Genomic DNA, 19179 nt, shown 5'->3' with positions numbered 1-19179 from the left:
GATTCGCCACGCATAAATACTTTCGCGACCGCCCGCTCAGGCGTTTCGCGAATCAATCGAATCGAAGCGAATCGAAATGAATTGAACCGGCGCGGCCAGCCGCCACTGACTCACGTTCATCGACCGGGATCACGATGACCCAGCCTTCCGCTGCGCCGCTTTCCATTCTTTTCGTCGACGACGACGAACTGTCGCGTGTCCATTTCGAACGGGCGATCGATGGCGCGTGGCCCCTGCATCTCGCGCGCAGCGCCGACGAAGCCATGGCGATACTCGCGCGCCATCACGCTGAAATCGCCGTGCTGGTCAGCGACTTTCGCATGCCCACCGACGACGGCGCGAGCCTGCTCGGCGAGGCCGCAAAGCGCTATCCGCACATCGTCGGCATTCTTGTCACCGCCTATGCAGACAAGGACATGCTGCTGCAGACCGTGAACTCGGGCAATGTGTTCCGCGTGCTGGAGAAGCCGCTGCGCGTGAGCGCGATCCGCGGCGTCGTGCGCGAAGCGCTGTCGCGCCATGGCGAGCGCGAGGCGCATCAGCAGCGCCTGCTCGCAATGAACGAAACGCTGGCGTTTCTCGCTCACGAACTGAACACGCCGCTTGCCACCATTGCACTGTCTGCCGGCAACGTGCAGAACAACGTCGCCGACCTGGGCGCGCCGTCAGGGCCGGCCGGCACACAGTCCGGAACGCAGGCAGCGCTGCAGGCCGAGACCCAGGCCAATATCGCGCAGGCCGCCACGCTGATGCTGAATAACGCCCAGTACTGCATGTCGCTGATTTCGTCGTTCTGGGACACGCTCAACCGGAGTTCGAGCACCGCGTCGCTCGCGCCGGAAGCCGGGCGCGACGCCACCGCCACCAGGCTCGTCGAGGCACTGCTCGACAGCTGGCCGTTTTCGGCCTCGCAACGCGACTGGATCAGCGTTGACCTGAAGTCGGACTTCGTCGTGCACTCCATGCCCAATTGCGTGGTGCTGGTGCTGTCGTCGCTGCTGGCCAACGCGCTGCGTGCGCTGGCCAGGACCGCCGAACCCGCGCTGCGCATCGAGATCGTCGGCGGAGCGGCGCCGCAGATTCGCGTGCACGACAACGGCACGGGCATTCCCCCCGAGGTGCAGGCGCGCCTGCTGCGCGACCCGGTCACCACCCATGCGCAGGACGGCGGGCACGGCATGGGGATGATTTTCTGCAACCGCGTCATGCGCTCGTTGCGCGGCAGCCTGAAGATCGATTCGACGTGGGGCGAAGGCACCACGGTGACCATGTGTTTCGGCGATACGCCCGCAGCCGTGGCGGCGGACGACGCTGCCCTGACCGAGCCGCGTCAGTCGTCCGCGAATGTGCGGCGCGAGTCGCCGAATCCCGTCACCACCACGAAGTAACTTTGCAGCGCGTCCGCCGAGCGCGTGCCCAGCGCGGATAGCGCGTCGAGCCAGCCTGCCTCGCTGGGCAGGCTGCCGTCCTGCATCTCCGGATAGAGCCGCCGCGCGTAGGCATGCAGCGCCTTCGCGCCGATATTGCCGCTCACGCCCAGCAGGATATGCATCGCATGATGCAGCGCCCGGCCGTCCTGCGCGCGGGCGTGCGTGGCGATTTCGGCGAGCAGTGCGCGGATCTGCGCGATGCCCTTCAGGAAGCTCGGGTCGAGCAAGCCCAGCGAAGCGAGTTCATCGAGCTGCATCGCGTCGAGCAGATCTTCGTCGGCGACCTGAGCGGCTTCGGCGCTGGCCGCAGGCGGGACTTGCGGCGCAGGCGGTGCCTTCCGCGTGCCTGACACGATCGACACAACCGGCGCCTTTGGCGCATCCACGGCCTTCGCCGCCCCTGGCGCGGGCGTTGGCTTCGGCGCATGGCCGTTCGCGCGCCCGTTGGCGCCGCGCGTGTGCGCGAACTGCCGCGACAGGCTGGCATAAAGCGCCCCCACCCGCACCGGCTTGACCATCACTTCGTTCATGCCCGCCGCCATGCAGGCGCGCAACGCATCGACATCGGACTGCCCCGTCAGCGCCACGATGGGCAGCTTCGCGTGCGGGCCCTCCATCGCGCGAATCTGCCGCGCCGTTTCCAGGCCGCCCATGCCTGGCATGTTCAGGTCGATCACGACCGCATCCACCCTTCTGCCGTTCTTCAGCAGGTCGAGCACCTGCTGGCCATGCTCGGCTTCGAGCACTTCCGCACCGCAGCGCTCCAGATAGCTCTTGGCGATCAGGCGGCTGTAGGTGTCGTCGTCGGCGAGCACGATCAGGCGTCCCGCGAAACCATCAAAGCGCGCGCGCCGGCTGTTGCGCGCCCCGCTTTCCATGATCGCCTGCAGCGACGTGAGGAATTCGATGGCGCTGCTCGACTTGCCGATCATGTCGTCCATGCCCGCGTTGCGCGCCAGCATGGCGGCCACGCCCGGCGGCTCGACCGACCAGGCGACGATGGGCACGTTCGCGTTGGTCTCGTGACCGCCCGAACGGATCGCCTCGGTGGCCGTGTAACCGTCGATGCCCGGCATGTTGATGTCCATCAGCACGAGGTCGATGGTCGGGCCTTCCTGCAGCATGGCGATCGCAGCCTCGCCGCTTTCGGCTTCGCTCACGAGCGCGTGCACGCCCGTGAAAGCGAGCGCGGCGCGCGAACGCTGGCTCTCGTCGTCATCGACGATCAAGACGCGCTTGCCCGCAAAGAACTCGGCCGCGCGCGCGAGCACCTGCTGGCGCTGGTCTGCGATCCGGCTTTCGGCGACTGGCGGAAACGTCAGCGTGAACTGCGTGAATTTATCGACTTCCGATTCGCAGGTGATGGTGCCGCCAAACGAGCGCATCGCGCGCTGGCAGTAGGCCAGGCCCAGCCCCGTGCCCGCCGCGTTGCCGTGGGTGCGAAACGGCGCGAACAGGTGCGTCATGGTCTGCGGCGCGATGCCCGGCCCGGTGTCGTGCACGGTCACGACATGGAGGTCGACGGTAATCGTCAGCTTCGCCTGTGCTCGCGTGCCCATGTGATGCAGCGCGTTGCGAATCAGATTGAACAGCGTGAACAGATAAACCGTTTCGTCGACGCCAAAAATAAAATCTTCGATCACGACCAGCGCCACGCGGCCGCGCTCTTTCGCATCGTTGAAGCCGTATTCGTCGAGCGCCTTGCGGGTGGTCGCGGCGGCGCTCAGGTAGCTGACCTGGTTGGTGCGCAGCGGCTTGGCGCTGACCTCGTCGAGCGTCATGGCGATAATGCGCAGCCCGCGATCGATCGCGATCTGGCCATGGGTCAGGTGTTGCGAGAGCGACGCCATCGCGCCGGAGGTCTGCGCCGGCGCCTCCATGCCGGCGAGCCCGTCGTCGATGCGGTCGAGCACGTAGCGCAGCTGGCTCAGCGGGTTACGCATCTCGTGCGCGATCGTGCCCGCGAGCGCGCGCAGCGCCTCGCTTTTTGCCTGGGCCGTAATGCCCTTCATGTTGCTGTGGCTGAACGTGACGCCCGCGCAAATGCCGAAAGCGAACACCGGCAGATAGACAAACAGCAGCAGGTGCGAGTCGACCTGCAATGCGGCAGGATCGACGAATGCAATAGAAACGATGGCCAGTCCAATCCCGATGGCCAGATTGACCGTCAAGGCGATATACGACGGGAATATCGCAATGAGGAAAAAAACCATGCCCAGTTCGGCCATCGACCAGAGCATCGAGTAATGGCCGGCCAGCAGGTAATACGTGAAAAAGAACGGCAGCGTGTACACCACCGTTCCGAAGTAATACCACGGCAGGAAGCGCTTGATGGAAGCGGGCCAGAAACGCCTCAGCAGCAACAGCAGGCACGCAAACGAGCCGATAAAGCGCAGCAAGGCGCTCTCGTTCGGCTGCGGATCGATATACGTCCACCAGACCCAGTAAAGCGGATGGCCGAACGTCCCGATCACCCCGACGGCAAGCACGCTGTAGTCCGAGACGTGGTAAGCGTCGCGGATCCGCTGCATCACTAATCGGGCGCCCCCTGCTATGGCTTTCATCTCAGTCTCTTGTTGTATTGCTGCCTCAGAACCGGAAGCTGCTCACGTTGAACGACATGCCGGCGCTGCCGACCCAGCACGCGGCCCGGTCGCCGCGCTTGAGCCTGCCGCTGTCTTTCGCCATTGCCAGCGCGGCGGGAATCGACGCGGATACAAGATTACCGGTCTCCGGATAGATGTGGAACATCTTGTCCTCGATCCCCGCTTTCACGCCGTAACCATGCCATGCGGCCTTCGATGACGCGTGCGTGAAAACTACGTCGATTTCCGATTTCGGCACCTTGAGCTTGCCGAATACTTCCGTGATTTCATCCGAGTTCTTGTGCAGCTCGTGGCCATACGATGTAAAGCGCATATCGCCGTTTCGGCCGACCCGTTCGGTCGGGTGGCAATAGCCCTCGTAGCCGTGAATGGGGATCGTGCAAAAGTCGGCTGCGGCGGGCTTGCCGCGAAATACGAACTCGAAATTATCGGGCTGTGTCGGCACCACCAGCGTGGCGGTGGCCGCTTCGCCGATCGTGAATGATGGTAGCGTGTATTCGATCTGCGCGTGATTCTTCAAGGCGAAATTCGCCGGATAGAGCGGGCCGCCCGCGAGCATGTTGAATTCGGCGTTCACGATCAGCGCGTTGCGGTACTGACCGGACTTGAACAGGCTGTCGACCAGCGACATCGCGCGCGTCCAGCTCATGCACGCATCAACGACGTCGAAACATTCGGCGTTCACGAAGCCCAGCGCGCTCGCCATCATGTGGCTGTTGCCCGGTTCGAGAAAGCCGCGCCCGATGCCGACGAAAATAAACAACTCGATATGTTCGGGGCGCAGATAGCTTTCCGAAAGCGCCTTGCGCGTCGCCATGGCCACGTGGTCGATCGGCGATTCGTGGCTTTCGCACCAGCGGCGGGTCACCAGGCCGCTGCGGTCCAGCAGGGTTTTTATGGTCCGCAGGCTGCGATCGATCTCGCCGTCGAATCCCACCGAGTGCGAGCGGATCATTTCAATGACCTCTTCGTTCGTAACGACTTTCGAAGGCAGACTGACGGCTATGTTCTTGATAAGCATGTATATCCCGTGAAAAGCGTGATGGATGAGTAACGTTGCGTGCGCGTTCTACCTTGCATGCGATGCATGCCTTGAATGCCGCCATCGCAGCCAGGTAAAAAAGCGCCCCCACCGTGTATCACGATTTCCTTTTCGTTCGCCCAGGTAAAACTTTCCATGGCGAAGCAAACGGTCAACAAGCCTCCAGCGCCCATGTGCTCACTTCGCGGCGCGCCGGGCAGGCGATCACCTTCACCTCGCGGCGCGCGTCGTCCTGCGCCGCTTCGTTCACCAGCCAGCCGCGCTGTTCCAGCGCCCGCACGCGCTGCCGGAACGCAATCTGCAACGCGTCCGACTTCACCGACACTTCGCTCTGCCAGCCCTCGGGCACGCACGCCGGTCTGATGCGTTCGAGCACCGCGTGATCCTCGGCGAAAATGCGCAGATTGCGCTGCCGGAAACGCCCGTCCCAGATCCCCTGCTTCAGGAACGTGCGGCCCATCATCCAGTACGTGCGCGTGTGCAGCGCATCCACCGGCACATGCGCCGACGCAATGAAAATCCGCCAACCGTTGCCGAGCGTGAGTTCGAGCGTCGCGCACGGCCCGCTCAGGTGAAAACCCGTCTGCGTGATGACGTCCACGTGCTCGCCCGTGGGCTTGCGGCGCAGCAGGCCCTTGCGCACCGGGCGGCGCATCACGAGTTGCGCATGCGCGCCCCAGTCGCTCGCCCCGCCGACTTCGACGCTGTCGATTTCCGGGCGATCGGGCGCGCCGAATGAACTGCCATGCACGAACGGCGCATGGGCGAAGTCCAGGCCGTTTTCGACGATGCGCTCCCAGTTGGCGCGCCAGTCGAACGTGCCGTGGATCACGCGCACGCTGGGATCGTCGGCCCAGTCGAGCGCGGGTAACGGCGGGCGTTCGGCCTGCGGCAGGTCGCCGAGGAACGCCCAGACCCAGCCGTGCCGCTCGATCACGGGATAGCCGTCCACGCGCGCTTTGGCGGGCACGCGCGCGTCCGGCTGCGCGGGAATGTGCGTGCATACGCCGTCGCCGCCATAGCGCCAGCCGTGATACGGGCACTGGACTTCGCCGTTGACGCGCCGGCCCGCGCTCAGCGACGCGCCGCGGTGCACGCAGATATCGGACAGCACGCGCGCCGCGCCCGTCGCGTCGCGATACGCGACGAAGCGATGGCCGAGCACCGTGACAGGCAAAAGCGCGTCGCGCAGATCGGCCGAAGCGGCCACGACGTACCAGAGATTCTTGAGCATGAACTGTGTGCGGCGATGCGCGTGAAAAGCGTAGAACGATGGCGCGAGCGGGACGTTGCAGTGCGCTTGCGGTACTGCCCCACTAGCTCGTCGCGCCAGTCTAATACGCGCGCTTGCCGCACGACATGTTCGCGCGCACGGCACAAAGTCCGCCAGCGCCGCGCACCAGAAAAAAACCTGCCGTCCCTCGCGGACACGGCAGGTGAAGAGCGAGACGGCGGGGGAGGCCATCTCGGGACCGCACGCGAGCGCGCGGGCGATGCGCGCATCGGCTGAATACGGAATAAACGGTGCAGACGCTGCGTTTGCCAGTAAGGAAACGCAAGAAAAAAGTGGGCTGGGAAGGTGACGTGAGGCGTCATATGAAGCGTCACATGACACGCCACAACATCGCGTCGATTGCAGGAGCGGGCGATGCGACAGAGCAAGCATAGCGGCTCGTTTTGCCTGCGCGGCGCCCCTGGCCGAAAACGCGGCGATCTTGACGGATAAGGGCACGATGACCCGCATTTTTATGGTGCAGGTTTCGCGCTTAACCGCCATATCGGCGAAACACCGGCAGCCAGATCGGCAGCTAAAGCGGCTACGCATCGGGTGCGCGCACAACGAAAAAGCCGGCATTTTTGCAGCGCAACGTCCGCAAGCGCACGGAGTGGTCGTGCGAGTAGATCGATGATTGGCGAAGCGTCCGGGAAACGCCCGAAGATCGCCGATATCCGCCACGCAATCAAAGGGGCGGAACAGCCGGAGAATCCGGCACGGCAGGAGCAGGCACCGGAGTTGCGGTGCAGCACGGTAAGAACTTCACCGAGGCGTCGGGGCTTCGGTACGAATGCCTGAATTGAGCGGTCAAAACGCGCTTGCTCGAGGATTCGCCTCGCATGACGCGGCCCTAGACTGGCTCTGCATTCAAACCAACGATGGGGAAGGCAATGCGCGTAACGAACTGGATCCTGGTGCTCGAATGTGCCTACATGGAATTTTCGAGCTGGCGCGGCAAGAACGTGTACCGGCGTACCGTGGCGTACGACCGCGTCGTGTGGTGTTGAGCCTGGCCTGATCGCAGCCTGACACGCTGCGTGCGTGATCGACGGTCAAGGCCGGCCTGCGCGAGCAAGCCTTGACCTCTTGCCTTCTTCGGCTTTCGCCCGCTTTTCAAGCCAGTGCGCCCTCTGCACGGGCTTCGCCGCCCGCCTGTTCGCGTTCACTCACGAGCGCCTCGTATTCTTCGTCGCTCATTACCGCGCCCAGCTGCCCTTCCCACTTCGTCACCACCGCTGCGGCCACGCTGTTGCCAAGCACGTTGGTCGCCGTGCGGCCCATGTCCAGGAACGTGTCCACGCCCATGATCAGCAGCAGGCCCGCTTCGGGAATGTTGAACTGGCCGAGCGTCGCCGCGATCACCACGAGCGAAGCTTTGGGCACCGCCGCCATGCCCTTGCTCGTGAGCATCAGGATCGCCAGCATCGTGGCCTGCTGCATGAACGACAGATGAATGCCGTAGGCCTGCGCGATGAACAGCGTCGCAAAGGTGCAATAAATCATCGATCCGTCGAGGTTGAACGAATAGCCCAGCGGCAGCACGAAGCTCGAAATACGGCGCGGCACGCCGCTGCGTTCGAGCTGCTCCAGCAGCTTCGGATACGCCGATTCGCTGCTTGCCGTGCTGAACGCCAGCAGCATCGGCAAACGCACGGCCTGCACGAGGCCGAACACGCGGCCACCGAGCACCAGAGCGCCCGCGCCCACAATCGCGCACCACAACAACACCAGCGCGCCGATAAACACGCCCATGAACGTGCCATAGCTGAGCAGCACGCCCAGGCCCTGCACGGCGACCACGTGCGCCAGCGCCGCGAACACGGCCACCGGCGCGAACGCCATCACGTAGCCGGTGACCTTGAACATCACCGCTGAAATCTGTTCGAGTAACGAAACAATGCCCTTCGCAGGCTCGCCGATCGCGATGATGCCGAGGCTGAAGAACGCTGCGAACACAACGATCTGCAGGATCTCGTTTTCGGCCATCGCCTGCACGATGCTCTTGGGCACGAGGTGCGTGAGGAATTCCTTGAGCGAGATCGAACCGGCCTGGATGCCGGTGGCTGCGTGCGCGTCGGGCAGCGGCAGATGCAGGCCCGCGCCCGGCTGGAGCCAGTTCGCCACCAGCGCGCCCAGCAGCAGCGAAACGAACGTCGCGCCCAGGAACCACGCGATCGTGCGCACGCCGATGCGCCCCACCGCCTTTGCGTCGCCCATCTTGCCCACGCCCACCACGAGTGTCGTGAACACGAGCGGCGCGACGATCATCTTGATGAGCCGCAGGAACAGGTCGGTGACGAGGCCGAAGGCATCGGCGACGGACTTGAGCGTCTGCACGTCGCCAATCGCGCGATGACAGGCGTAGCCCGTGGCAATCCCGAGCACCATCCCAATGACGATCCAGGTCGTCAGCTTCAAGCGTTTCATTGCGTCTTTTCTCCTCGGCCGGATCACGTAGCCCGACACCCATGCGGCCCTACATTTCGACAGTAAACCAATTGTTGCGACACTCTACTTCTTCGCATCAAGTGTTGCAATCCTGCCAAAAACCCTGGTTGGGTGGGAGCGGGCGTGGTGAGACGCAAATGAATTCTGGTTTGGTGCAAGCCGATTTGATTTGGGAACAGAAAAAAGGACGTTTGCTTCGCGGAAATTAGCGATGAATGCCGGGAACCCGGCTATCTCAGGGGGACGTCTGCGGGCGCAGACAATACATCGAAATAGAATAGAAAAGTGCCACGCGAGTCGATAGCTCGCGCGCGATCGTATTGCGCTGGCTAAGCTTCGAAAGCGGCGCCGTGCATCATCGACTGGTATTTCAGCGGCGTCATCTGCAGTACGCGCTTGAACATGGCGGAGAAAGAATTGGCGTCGGCGTAACCGAGATAGCGGGCAACTTCGTCGATCGGCGTGTTGGTCGACAACAGGCACATCGCTTCGGATACGCGCATCTGCTCGCGCCACCTTGCAAACGGCATGCCGGTTTCGCGCTGGAAATGCCGCGCGAGCGTGCGTGAACTCGCGCCGAAACGGTCGCCCCAATCATCCAGTGAATCGTTGTTGTCCGGTTGCGCCATCAACGCCTGGCAGATGCGCAGCAGCCGCGGATGCTGCGGCAGCGGTAAGCGGCCCAGGCGCTCGTCACCCGGCGCGGCCGTGCTGAGCAGGGTGACGATCAACTGCGTGAGTGTATCGGCGAGACTGCCAGGTGGACGCGGATGCAATGGTTCGCCGACCATCGCGAGGATCGCCTCGCGCAACAGGGCGCTGACGGGCAGCAGGCGGCCCTCGTTAGTCCCGCACATCGGGCACGGCTCGACATAAAGCGTGCGGAATCCGACCTTGCCGACCATCTCCAGTGCGTGTTCGATGCGCGGCGGAACGAGCATCGCGCAATTGGGTGTCACCACCCAGCTCGCGGCGGGCGTACGCACGCGAATCAGGCCGCTGGTGGCGTAGAGCAACTGCGCGCGCGGATGTGTGTGCGTGCTTTCACGCGCGCCCGATTCGTACTCGATCGCCTCGCCAAAGACAGCGGGCAACGGGCGCTTTGGCGAACCGGCGCTGGCAAGTGCTGGCTCGCCCGGCCCGGTCTGCCCAGTCTGTTCGGTGTCCACAACGTCCGCGCTGTCCACTCTGCTCGAAAATCCCTTCATAACACTCGATCCGGACAAAATTGTCTGGTTTGGCCCACCGTTTGCCCGCGACGTTTTCGTCGTGGGAATTATAACCCCACCAAGTGAATAAGAAGCATTATCATTAACGTACAGCTTGCGGATCGTCGACGAAAGTCCAGCCGCGAGCATCGCGGGCGGCCTCTATCCGATGGGGTCTTTGGCCCGTTGAGGATGACGGGCCATCCAGCCAGTCATGGCGCGCGCTCCAGAAATTGCTGTGGCGTCACGCCGCTCGCACGCCGGAACATCACCGCAAAGGTGCGCGCGTCGGCATAACCCAGTTCGCGGGCGATATCGGCGGGCGCGTGTCCGACCGCAAGCCACGACTTCGCCTGTGCCATGCGCAACTGCTCGCGCCACTCGCCGAAACTCAGGCCGGTCTCACTGCGAAAATGCCGCGCGATCGTGCGGGCGCTGGCGCCCACGTTCTCTGCCCATTGATCCAGCGTCTCGTTGTTCGCCGCCTGCGCGATCAGGCTTGAGCAGATGTGGCGCAGCCGCTCTTCAGTCGGCAGAGGCAGGCGCGTGACTTCGTCCGCACGCGCGGCGGTGTCGAGCAGATCGAGAAGAAGCGGTTCGAGCAGGGCGGCACGCCGACTACCCGCCGCGTCCGCACTGGCGGCGCACAGCCCAAGCAGCGCCGCCCGCAACAACTCGCCCGCAACGATCGGGCGGCAGTGCGGCTCCGGCACCGCCAGCGCGGCCGGATCGATATAGAGCGTGCGCAACGACACGTCGCCGAGCATGGAAAGTTCGTGCTCGACCTGCGAGCCAATCAGCAGCGCATGGGCCGGCGTGACGATCCAGAGGCTGTCCGGCGTCATGATCCGGACAACCCCGCTGGTGGTGTAGATCAGTTGCGCGCGATGATGAATATGGGCAATTTCACGCGCGCCATCCGCGTAATCCAGCGACTGCGGAATCACCTTGCGGGCCGCCATGCCAGCGCCGAAGGTCTGTAATTTTGCTGAGGACATGTCTTGTCTGGTTCACTTTTTCTATTTTGTGAATCAATCAGGACATATTTGACCAAATCAGCGGAAAAATTGTCCTGACTAGAGACAGCGTATCAGATTAAAGTCACGGCTTGCCGCACATCCGGTCAATCCGCAGCCGTTCCCCACCGGTCTGAACGCGTTTAGCCGCCGCCAAGAGTGTCCCCGCGCAGTGCCGCATCAGTTTCACAATTTGTAAAACGAATCATTCGCATTATCATTCATCAAAGAAAGGGAACGACTTATGAAAACCGGGGTTCGCGTATCGACCGCGTTCAGCAACACGCTGTTGTTCTGCCTCTTGAGCGGCGCACTGGGCGCGCATGCGCAAACTGCCACGACAGATAGCAGCGCGGCGGGATCGTCGACTGCTCTGCCAACGGTCAAGATCAGCGGCAAACGCGAATCCTCGGCGACCGGCACGGCCGACGGTTATGTGCCAGTCAGCGCCGTGACCGCCACAAAAACGGACACACCGCTGATCGAGACGCCCCAGTCGGTTTCCGTGGTGACGCGCGACCAGATGACCGATCAAGGCGCACAGACCGTCGCCGAAGCCCTGCGCTACACCGCTAGCGTGTTGCCGGAACTGCGCGGCGCGTCTTCCGCAAGCGCGCCCTATCTGCTCAGCCGCGGCTTCACGCTCGAACAGTTTCTGGACGGCGCGCGCCTGCCGAGCGATTCGAGCTACGGCTACGCGCTCCCGAACTTCGACACGTACGGACTGGAGCGCATCGACGTTTTGCACGGCCCGGCTTCCGTGCTGTACGGCCAGGCCAATCCCGGCGGCGTAGCCAATCTGGTCAGCAAGCAGCCCACCACCGAGCCGATCCACGAAGTGTTCCTCACGACCGGCAGCCACGACCGCATGCAGGCCGGCGTCGATCTGGGCGGCGCAATCACGTCCGACGGCAAGCTCGCCTACCGATTCACGGCCACGGGTCTGGACAGCGCCACGCAGGTCGAGGGCACGCGCCAGAAGCACATCTATGTCGCGCCCGCCGTCACGTGGAAGCCTGACGAAAACACCACGCTCACCGTGATGGCCAAATACCAGCGCGATCCGGACGTGGGCTACTACAACTTCGTGCCCGCCGTCGGCACCGTGCTGGGCAATCCGGCGGGGCAGATTTCGTCGCATACGAACATGGGCGACCCGGAATTCGATAGCCACTCGCGCACCCAGTTCAGCGTGGGCTACCAGTTCGAGCATCGCTTCGACTCGACGTGGACGGTGCGCCAGAACACGCGCTACACCTACGTGAAGGACGATCTCACCAACGTCTTCCCCTACGCCTACGCATCGGGTTCCAACACCACACTCAACCGCTATACGTTCTTCAATCGCGAAAGCGCGAAGTTCTTCACGATCGACAATCAGGCGCAGGCGAAGGTCAACACCGGGCCCATCGCGCACACGATCCTGTTCGGCTTCGACTTCCAGCGCGTGATCTACGGCGAAGACGTGGGCTCGGGTTTCGACGCGCCGTCGCTGGATGTGTTCGCGCCGGTCTACGGCAACAACACGATGCCGTCGGAGACGTCTTACGATCACATCCGCCAGAAGCAGCTTGGCGTCTATGCGCAAGACCAGATGGCGTGGGGAAAGTGGCGCTTCCTGATTGGCGCGCGCGAGGACTGGGCCGACGGCGACGACAACAATCCCGTCACGGCCAGCTATGAATCGCAGTCGGCGCGCGCGTTCACATGGCGCACCGGCCTCGTCTATCTGTTCGACAACGGTTTCGCGCCCTACGCCAGCTTCTCGAAGTCGTTCAATCCGGTGGTCGGCACGCTTTACGGCGGCGGCATGGCGAAGCCCACCACGGCGCAGCAATACGAAGTCGGCGTGAAGTATCAGCCGCCGGGCTATAACAGCTTCATTACGGCGTCGCTGTTCAACCTCACCGAGCACAACGTGCTGACCTCGGATCTTGAGCATAGCGGCTACTCGACCCAGGCCGGCGAAGTGCGCGCACGCGGCCTCGAACTCGAAGGTCACGCGAGCCTCACGAACAATCTGAATCTGGCTGTTTCGTACACCTATCTGAATGACGTCACCACCGAATCGAACGACACGGCGACGACGATTACCGGACAGACCACCTCGCTGCAGGGCAAGACCGTCTGGGGGATTCCGCGCAATGTCGCGTCGGCGTGGCTCGATTACACGCTGCATGGCGGGCCGTTGCGCGGCCTGGGCTTCGGTGGCGGCGTGCGCTATATCGGCGCGAGCTATGACGAGTCGAATTCGATTCGCGTGCCGTCGGTGACGCTCGTCGATGCCGCCGTGCATTACGACACCGGCCTGCACTGGCTGTTCTCGCTGAACGCGAAGAACCTGTTCAACCGCACCTATATTGCTTCGTGCTTCAGCGCCGTGACCTGCACGTACGCCGACGGCGCCGAAGTGCTCGCGACCGCGCGCTACCGCTGGTGAGCGTTGCGCTAAAGATCGCCCTACGCGAAGGAGTCCATCGCCTTGAATGACCTGCATGTCCTGTCCGATCCGCAGCGCGACGGCCTCGCCGCCGCGCCCCGGAGTCCTGAGGCCCTCTACACGCTCGAAGGCGCCGCCTTCGACGCCGCGGACGGCCGCGCGCTGCTTGCGCCGCTCACGCTCACGCTCGAAGCCGGGCGCATGAGCGCGCTGATCGGCCATAACGGCTCGGGCAAGAGCACGCTCGTCAAACTGCTGGCTCGCCAGCAGGCGCCATCGCGCGGGCGTGTGCAACTGCTCGGCCGCGATCTTGCGGCGTGGCCCGCGCGCGAGTTCGCGCGCCGTATCGCGTACTTGCCGCAGCATCCGCCCGCCGCCGCGGACATGACAGTGCGCGAGCTGGTGGCGCTCGGCCGCTATCCGTGGCATGGCGCGCTCGGGCGGCTAAGCGCAACGGATCGCGAGAAGATCGACGAAGCGCTCGAACTCACCGATACCGCGCGCTTCGCCTCGCAACTCGCCGACCGCCTCTCGGGCGGCGAGCGTCAACGGGTCTGGCTCGCGATGCTGGTCGCACAGGGCGCCGATTGCCTGCTGCTCGACGAGCCGACATCCGCGCTCGACATCGCGCATCAGATCGACGTGCTGCGCCTGTTGCGCACGCTCGCCGACACGCGCGGATTGACGGTGGTGATCGTGCTGCACGACATCAACCTGGCCGCGCGTTTCAGCGACGAACTGATCGCCCTGCACAGCGGCCGCCTGCTCGCGCGCGGCACGCCGCAAGCGCTCATGCAGGCCGATACGCTCGAATCGATCTACGGTATTCCGATGGACGTCGTCGCGCATCCGCGCGGCGGCTGGCTGGGCGTGGCGCATTGATGCGGCGCCGGGACTTTCTGCGCGGCGCCGCGAGCGCGCCACTGGCGCTGACCTGGGCCGCCATGCCGGTGCGCTCGCTTGCGCGGGCCGCCGCGCCCCGCATCGTGGTGCTCGACTGGGGCCTGGCCGAAACGCTGCTCGCGCTGGGCGTAACGCCGGTAGGCGCGGCAGAGGTCGCCGATTACAACGCGAGCGTCGTGCACCCGCTCGCGCCTGCTTCGGTCGCCGATGTGGGCCTGCGTCTCGCGCCGAGCCTGGAACTCATCCAGGCGCTCGCGCCCGATCTCATCCTCGTCAATTCGAGCCAGGAGTCGCAGCGCGACATGCTCGAACGCATCGCGCCCGTGCATGCCTTCGCGGTCTATACGGATGCCGGCGCGCCCTACCGGCATTCGGTAGACGTGACGCGCGCGGTGGCGCGGCTGTGTGCATGCGTGCAAGCCGGCGAGGCGCTGATCGCCACGGTGGCGCAATCGCTCGCGCGCAACCGCGAGCGGCTGGCGGCGCATCGGGCCGCGCACGCATGGCCGCTCTATGTGATGCGATTCTTCGATACCCGCCACGTTGGCGTGTATGGCGCGCGCAGTCTGTTCCAGGACGTGATGGATGCGCTCGACGTGCGCAATGCGTGGCGCGGCAATACCGATTACTGGGGCATCGCCGTCGCGGGCCTGGAAGCGCTCGCCGCACCCGATGCCCAGCTGCTTTACTTCGATCCGCTGCCGCCGGGCGTTGCACGCACCCTCGCCGGCAACCGGCTCTGGCAGGCGCTGCCGGCCGTCGCGGCAGGACGCGTCGCGCCATTGCCGCCGTTTTGGGGCTTCGGCATGTTGCCATCGGCCGCACGTTTTGCCGATGTGCTGACTTCGACTCTCATCGCCGGTTCGGCGTCTGCCGTCGCACCCGCTCGTTCATGAATTTCACCCGTTCCTTGCGCCAATTGACGCCGTCGCCGCTACGCACACTACGTACCACTCCCTCGTGGCAAACCGCGCTTGTCGCCCTCGCGCTTGCCGCGATGGTGCTCGCCGCGCTCGCGCTCAGCGCCGCCAATGCGCAAGCCATTCTCCCGGCTGCGCAGTGGCGTGGCGCTCACGATCTGCAGGCCATCATCCTGCGCGACAGCTGGCTGCCGCGCCTGGTTGTCAGTCTGCTGAGCGGCGCGCTGCTGGGACTCGCGGGCGCGATCTTCCAGCAAGTGCTGCGCAACCCGCTCGCCGAACCGATGACGCTCGGCGTTTCCGCGGGCGCGCAGCTTGCCCTGACGATCGCAACGCTCGTCGCGCCTGCCCTGCTCGGGGCCAGCGCCGCCGCGCCGCAATGGCTTGCGCTGGGTGGCGCCACGCTGGCCGCCGCGGTGGTCTTCGGGCTCGCGTGGCGCAGCGCGCTCGCGCCCGCGACGGTCGCGGTCGCCGGGCTGGTCGTGACGCTTTATTGCGGCTCGATCGGCGTGGCCTTGCAGTTGTTCTATGCGCCCTATCTGCGTGCGCTCTTTATCTGGGGCGGCGGCTCGCTGGTGCAACAGGACTGGAGCAATGTCACGATGCTCGCGCCGCGACTGGTCATCGGCGGCGCGCTCGCCTGGCTTCTGCTGCGCCCGATGACGCTTTTTGGCCTCGACGATGAGAATGCGCGCAGCCTCGGCATGTCGCTGCGCGCCGTGCGGCTCGCGGCGCTCGCGCTAGCCGTCGTGTTGAGCGCAGCGGTCGCGGGAGCCGTCGGCGTGATCGGCTTCGTGGGCCTTGCGGCGCCCGCGCTCGCGCGGCTGGCAGGCGCGCGGCGGCTTGCCCAGCGGCTGGTGGCCGCACCGCTGTGCGGGGCGCTGCTGCTCTGGCTCACCGATCAGACCGTGCAGCGCTTTTCCGGCCTCATGGGCGACCTGCTCCCGACCGGTGCGGCCACCGCGCTGTTCGGTGCGCCGCTCATGCTCATACTCCTCGCACGCCTGCACCGCAACACGCACCTGCCCGCGCCCGTCGACACCGGCACACCATTGCGTGCGGCGTCGGCCCGAGCGTTGCGGTGGCGCGGCGCGCTGCTGGCCGTGCTAACGATCGCGGCACTGGCCTTGGCGCTCGACTTCGGGCGCGGGCCGCACGGCTGGTATTTCGCGACCTGGACGCAGTTTTCGCACGTGGCGGTCTGGCGCGCGCCGCGCACGTTCGCCGCGCTCGCTGCGGGCGCATTGCTCGCGCCCGCTGGCGTGCTCATGCAGCGACTCACCGGCAACCCGCTCGCCAGCCCCGAAGTACTGGGCGTGAGCGGCGGTGCGGCGCTGGGCCTGATCGCGCTAGTGGTGCTGCACGGAGACGCCGGCCACGGCGCACGCTTTGCCGCAAGTAGCGCAGGTGCGCTCGTCGCGCTCGTCGCCATCCTGGGCTTCGCGCGCCGCTCGCGCTTTGCGCCCGACCGCGTGCTGCTCGCGGGCATTGCGATCGGCGCGCTGTTCCAGTCGGTGCTGGCCGTCGCAATCGCTGGCGGCAACGAACGCGCGGCATCTCTGCTGCAATGGCTCGCCGGCTCGACCTACAGCGTGACGCCCGCCGATGCGATGCTCGCGCTCGCGGCCTGCCTGCTGCTGGGCGCCCTCACGCCGCTGTGCACACGCTGGCTGCGCATTCTGCCGCTCGGCGATGCGCCGGCGCGCGCACTCGGCGTGAATACGGCGCGCGCCCGCGCCGCCTTGCTCATGCTGATTGCCGCGCTTACCAGCGCGGCGACGCTGCTGATCGGCCCGTTGAGCTTCGTGGGCCTGACCGCGCCTCATTTTGCGCGGCTGCTCGGCGCGCGCACGCCCACGCAGCAACTGGCAATCGCCACGCCGCTGGGCGCGCTCACGATGATCGCCGCCGACTGGCTGGGCCGCGCCGCGCTGATGCCGCGAGAACTGCCTGCGGGACTGGTCGCCACATTGATTGCCGCGCCGTATCTCATGTGGCTGCTCGCGCGCCGCCGCTAGCCCTTTCGTCTTCCCCACAAAACATTCGAACTCCCAGGAAATTCCATGCTCGCGGAACTCTTCCGACTGCTCAGGCGTCTTTGGCCCCTCACCGCGCTGGCGACCACGCTTGGCGCGGCGAGCGGCGTCGCCACCGCCGCCCTGCTCGCCCTGACCAATCGCGCCCTGCGCGATGGCGCCGATGCGTTCCCCGCGCTCATCCTCGCGTTTGCCGCACTGTGCGCGCTCGCGCTGGCTGGCGAGGTGATCTCGGATATCGGCAACAACGTGGTGGGCCAGCGCGTGATCGCCACGCTGCGGCGCGAACTGAGCGCGAAGATTATTGCTGCGCCCATCAGCCAGATCGAACAGTTCCGCTCGCACCGGCTCATCACGACGCTCAATCAGGACATCGATACGCTAAGCGCCTTTTCGTTCCTGTTTTCCAGCCTTGCGATTGCCTGCGCGACGATTGTCGGCCTGCTGGGCTATCTGTTCGTTCTTTCGCCGACGCTGCTCCTGCTCGCGCTCGTCGCGATTGCGCTGGGCACGGCAGTGCAGACGCTCGCGCGACGCGTGGGGATTCGCCGCTTCGGCGCCGCGCGCGAAGCCGAAGACCGCCTGCAAAAGCATTACCGCGCGATCACTGAAGGCGCGCGGGAATTGCGCCTTAACGCCGCGCGCCGCGACCATGTGTTCCGGCACGAACTGGGCGACACCATCGATACGATCACGCGCTTGCGCGTGCGCGCCGCCAATGTCTTTGTCAGCGCAAATGCGTTTGGCTCGCTGCTGTATTTCCTCGTCATCGGCGCGATACTCGCCGTCCAGACGCACGCGACGTCGGCAGAACGGCCCGTCGTCACCGGCTTCGTGCTGGCCTTGCTCTACATGAAAGGCCCGATTCAGGAACTGGTCAATGCGCTGCCGTCGATCGGGCGCGCGCAGGTGGCGTTGCAGCGCATCGCGGCGCTGTCGGCGCGCTTTTCGACGCCGGAACCTTCACTCGTCGCCGCGGCGCGCAACCTGCAAGGCGGATCGCCTTTCGAGGAGTTCAGCAGCATCGGACTCGACAACGTGCGTTATCGATTCGATGCGCCGCTCGACGAGCACGATGCGAGCAGCGGCGCACAGGGCCGCGTTCAGCGCGGCTTCGAACTCGGCCCGCTCAGCCTGACGATCCGGCGTGGCGAAACGGTCTTTATCGTCGGCGAGAACGGCAGCGGCAAAACCACGCTCATCAAGCTGCTGCTAGGTTTGTATCGTCCCGATGAAGGCTTTTTGAAGGTGGACGGCGCGCCCGTCAGCGACGCACGGCTCGATGACTATCGACAGCTGTTTTCCGCAGTGTTCTCCGACTATCACCTGTTCGATACGTTGATTCCAGGCGCGGCAGTGCCGGGCGACCAGGCGCGCAAGTATCTGGAGCGCCTGCAGATCGCGCATAAGGTATCGGTACGCGAAGGCGCATTTACGACCACCGATCTATCGACGGGACAACGCAAGCGGCTCGCTCTCGTGCACGCGTGGCTGGAGGCGCGGCCGGTCATCGTCCTCGACGAATGGGCCGCGGATCAGGATCCGACTTTCCGGCGGATTTTCTATCGGGAAATGCTCCCGGATCTCAAGCGCCAGGGCAAGACGCTGATCGTGATTTCGCACGACGACCGCTATTTCGACGTGGCTGATCGCATCGTCAGTATCGAGGAAGGCCGTATCGCCACGCCATGTTCGACTTGCTGAACCGGCCATTCGCCAGACGGTGGCTGTGGATGGCGATGCGCCACACGCGGGTTTGACCGCATTGTCAGGCTCATTCAGTCAAGCCTTACAATTCGCATTCATGAATGGCTTTCCGAATCTGGCGAAGCCGGACGTCAAGCGCCCCGTTGC

12 protein-coding genes are annotated in these 19179 nt (G+C 64.8%); 6 read left to right on the top strand and 6 right to left on the bottom strand.

The window, feature by feature from the left end; genetic code table 11:
- Window positions 1–134: 134 nt before the first annotated feature.
- Window positions 135–1388, top strand: a complete 1254-nt coding sequence (locus BBA01S_RS43565; protein WP_042298201.1) for a hybrid sensor histidine kinase/response regulator — start codon at window positions 135–137, stop codon at window positions 1386–1388.
- Here the strand turns inward: BBA01S_RS43565 and BBA01S_RS31285 are convergent.
- From BBA01S_RS31285 to BBA01S_RS31255, 6 genes are all read right to left on the bottom strand, one after another.
- Window positions 1331–3961, bottom strand: coding sequence for a response regulator (locus BBA01S_RS31285; protein ID WP_042298200.1), 2631 nt, complete (start codon window positions 3959–3961; stop codon window positions 1331–1333). The two genes, BBA01S_RS43565 and BBA01S_RS31285, sit on opposite strands and share 58 nt — an antisense overlap.
- Before the next feature lie 58 nt (window positions 3962–4019).
- The gene (locus BBA01S_RS31280; RefSeq protein ID WP_245641638.1) at window positions 4020–4991 is read right to left on the bottom strand and encodes a 3-oxoacyl-[acyl-carrier-protein] synthase III C-terminal domain-containing protein; all 972 of its coding nucleotides are present in this window, start codon (window positions 4989–4991) and stop codon (window positions 4020–4022) included.
- A 238-nt stretch (window positions 4992–5229) separates the two neighbouring features.
- The gene (locus BBA01S_RS31275; RefSeq protein ID WP_027819886.1) at window positions 5230–6312 is read right to left on the bottom strand and encodes an aromatic ring-hydroxylating dioxygenase subunit alpha; all 1083 of its coding nucleotides are present in this window, start codon (window positions 6310–6312) and stop codon (window positions 5230–5232) included.
- 1155 nt (window positions 6313–7467) lie between these two features.
- Entirely contained in the window at window positions 7468–8781 is a 1314-nt protein-coding gene (locus BBA01S_RS43560) for a dicarboxylate/amino acid:cation symporter (protein ID WP_042298199.1), read from the bottom strand.
- A gap of 350 nt (window positions 8782–9131) precedes the next feature.
- Complete coding sequence (locus tag BBA01S_RS43555) at window positions 9132–10160, bottom strand: AraC family transcriptional regulator (RefSeq protein ID WP_084162671.1); 1029 nt, start codon at window positions 10158–10160, stop codon at window positions 9132–9134.
- 62 nt (window positions 10161–10222) lie between these two features.
- Window positions 10223–11008: an AraC family transcriptional regulator gene (locus BBA01S_RS31255; protein ID WP_027819885.1), complete on the bottom strand. Its 786-nt coding sequence runs from the start codon at window positions 11006–11008 to the stop codon at window positions 10223–10225.
- 262 nt (window positions 11009–11270) lie between these two features.
- On the opposite strand from BBA01S_RS31255, the gene BBA01S_RS31250 reads away from it, so the two are divergent.
- The 5 genes from BBA01S_RS31250 to BBA01S_RS31230 are packed head-to-tail and all read left to right on the top strand — an operon-like array spanning window position 11271 to window position 19029.
- Complete coding sequence (locus tag BBA01S_RS31250; RefSeq protein WP_027819884.1) at window positions 11271–13466, top strand: TonB-dependent siderophore receptor; 2196 nt, start codon at window positions 11271–11273, stop codon at window positions 13464–13466.
- Window positions 13467–13517: 51 nt separating this feature from the next.
- Window positions 13518–14348, top strand: a complete 831-nt coding sequence (locus tag BBA01S_RS31245; protein WP_052391979.1) for an ABC transporter ATP-binding protein — start codon at window positions 13518–13520, stop codon at window positions 14346–14348.
- Window positions 14348–15265, top strand: a complete 918-nt coding sequence (locus tag BBA01S_RS43550) for an ABC transporter substrate-binding protein (RefSeq protein WP_052391975.1) — start codon at window positions 14348–14350, stop codon at window positions 15263–15265. Before BBA01S_RS31245 ends, BBA01S_RS43550 begins: the two co-directional genes overlap by 1 nt.
- On the top strand, window positions 15262–17307 hold the full coding sequence (gene fhuB / locus BBA01S_RS31235) for a Fe(3+)-hydroxamate ABC transporter permease FhuB (protein ID WP_042298198.1): 2046 nt from the start codon (window positions 15262–15264) through the stop codon (window positions 17305–17307). The genes BBA01S_RS43550 and fhuB overlap by 4 nt, the downstream gene beginning before the upstream one ends.
- Window positions 17308–17352: 45 nt before the next feature.
- Window positions 17353–19029, top strand: a complete 1677-nt coding sequence (locus BBA01S_RS31230; RefSeq protein WP_027819881.1) for a cyclic peptide export ABC transporter — start codon at window positions 17353–17355, stop codon at window positions 19027–19029.
- The last annotated feature ends 150 nt before the right edge of the window (window positions 19030–19179 follow it).

Origin of the sequence: Paraburkholderia bannensis NBRC 103871 (assembly GCF_000685015.1) — a bacterium.
Taxonomy (GTDB): Bacteria; Pseudomonadota; Gammaproteobacteria; order Burkholderiales; family Burkholderiaceae; genus Paraburkholderia; species Paraburkholderia bannensis.
The sequence above is the reverse complement of the archived record's forward strand: the minus strand, read 5'-3'. Positions and strand labels throughout refer to the sequence as shown.

Bases quoted from the DNA above. Each gene is read 5' to 3' on its own strand.
- BBA01S_RS43565 (WP_042298201.1), top strand. From the start codon at position 135: ATGACCCAGCCTTCCGCTGCGCCGCTTTCCATTCTTTTCGTCGACGAC.
- BBA01S_RS43560 (WP_042298199.1), bottom strand. From the start codon at position 8,781: ATGAAACGCTTGAAGCTGACGACCTGGATCGTCATTGGGATGGTGCTC.
- BBA01S_RS31255 (WP_027819885.1), bottom strand. From the start codon at position 11,008: ATGTCCTCAGCAAAATTACAGACCTTCGGCGCTGGCATGGCGGCCCGC.
- BBA01S_RS43555 (WP_084162671.1), bottom strand. From the start codon at position 10,160: ATGCTCGCGGCTGGACTTTCGTCGACGATCCGCAAGCTGTACGTTAAT.
- BBA01S_RS31275 (WP_027819886.1), bottom strand. From the start codon at position 6,312: ATGCTCAAGAATCTCTGGTACGTCGTGGCCGCTTCGGCCGATCTGCGC.
- BBA01S_RS43550 (WP_052391975.1), top strand. From the start codon at position 14,348: ATGCGGCGCCGGGACTTTCTGCGCGGCGCCGCGAGCGCGCCACTGGCG.
- BBA01S_RS31285 (WP_042298200.1), bottom strand. From the start codon at position 3,961: ATGCAGCGGATCCGCGACGCTTACCACGTCTCGGACTACAGCGTGCTT.
- fhuB (WP_042298198.1), top strand. From the start codon at position 15,262: ATGAATTTCACCCGTTCCTTGCGCCAATTGACGCCGTCGCCGCTACGC.
- BBA01S_RS31230 (WP_027819881.1), top strand. From the start codon at position 17,353: ATGCTCGCGGAACTCTTCCGACTGCTCAGGCGTCTTTGGCCCCTCACC.
- BBA01S_RS31250 (WP_027819884.1), top strand. From the start codon at position 11,271: ATGAAAACCGGGGTTCGCGTATCGACCGCGTTCAGCAACACGCTGTTG.
- BBA01S_RS31280 (WP_245641638.1), bottom strand. From the start codon at position 4,991: ATGATCCGCTCGCACTCGGTGGGATTCGACGGCGAGATCGATCGCAGC.